Consider the following 1,133-nt stretch of genomic DNA (forward strand, 5'->3'; position numbering starts at 1 on the left):
TTGCCAAAGCTGCACAAGGAAAAGGCGGTAATATCACCATTAAGGCCGAAGATGTCCGTCTGATTGAGGAGCGCAGAGCCATCCCAGGCAATCGCACTAATGATATCGATGCCAGTTCTGAGTCTGATCCAGGAATAGTGACCATCAAAACGGGCAATCCTGAACCCCCTCGGGGATTAGATCAACTACCGATCAATTTAACTGACCCATCATCACTGATTGTTGCTAGCTGTCCGAGAAGTGGAAAAATCTCAGTCGATGAACTTGGTGAATTTATTGTTACTGGACGCGGTGGCATTCCGGCTAGTCCCTTCGACCCGATTATTGGTCAAACCATCATTGCTGATTGGGTGACTCTTGATGATCAAACCCTTAGTGAAATTGATCACAATCTTGATAACAATCAGACCTTAGCGCCATCGACCGAAAAGAATTCTAAGCCAAAACGAATTGTGGAAGCTCAAGGCTGGATGATTGGTCCCGATGGTACGATCATTCTGACCTCTTTCCCTACCGATACCACTAGCCCACCCAAGCCTTGGTATCACTATTTGTCTTGTCGGGATTTAAATTAAGCTGTTTTTAGGGTAAGGTGATTACAGTGTAGAATCTGATCAGCCTAGTTTTCACACAGATGTGTCACGCAGTCAGCATCCGGCCTCCAATGGCAAATTTAATAATTTGGTCAACTTCAAGATTTTTGATCAATCAATATTAAGGAATAAGCAAGTGCACAAAATTAATTACAGATTAAAAAAAAACCTGACAATGTCAAGGTTACAGAGATTGCGAATAGGTAATTAATTCTGCGATCAGTGCTTAATGGGCTTTTGATTGAAAATATCCAAAAATTTAGTTACACAGAACAGCAAGATGAAAAATAACCGCAAAAATTCAACATCTATAGTTGACAAGGAGCAACAGGATTACGGCGAAAATCCAACTGCTGTTCGACAAACATCTCAATATCAAGCAGAATACATCCAAAGCTTTGTAGAAAAATGGGACGAGTTGATTAGCTGGGAAACCCGTGCCAAAAGTGAAGGTAGGTTTTTCATCGATATATTAAAACAACACGGTGTCAAAAAATTCCTAGATGTAGCAACAGGAACTGGATTTCACTCCATTCGTCT

At 41.3% G+C, this 1,133-nt stretch carries 1 protein-coding gene and 1 pseudogene; both read left to right on the forward strand.

The features are described from left to right. Nucleotides 1-575, forward strand: a 575-nt coding sequence (locus F6K53_RS44440) for an S-layer family protein (RefSeq protein ID WP_293087323.1), incomplete at its 5' end; no start/stop codon positions are given. Between the two features lie 298 nt (nucleotides 576-873). Continuing rightward, nucleotides 874-1,133 (forward strand): annotated as a pseudogene (locus F6K53_RS44445) (hypothetical protein); the annotation flags it as partial.

The organism is Moorena sp. SIO4A1 (genome assembly GCF_010672065.1).
In the GTDB taxonomy this organism is placed as follows: domain Bacteria; phylum Cyanobacteriota; class Cyanobacteriia; order Cyanobacteriales; family Coleofasciculaceae; genus Moorena.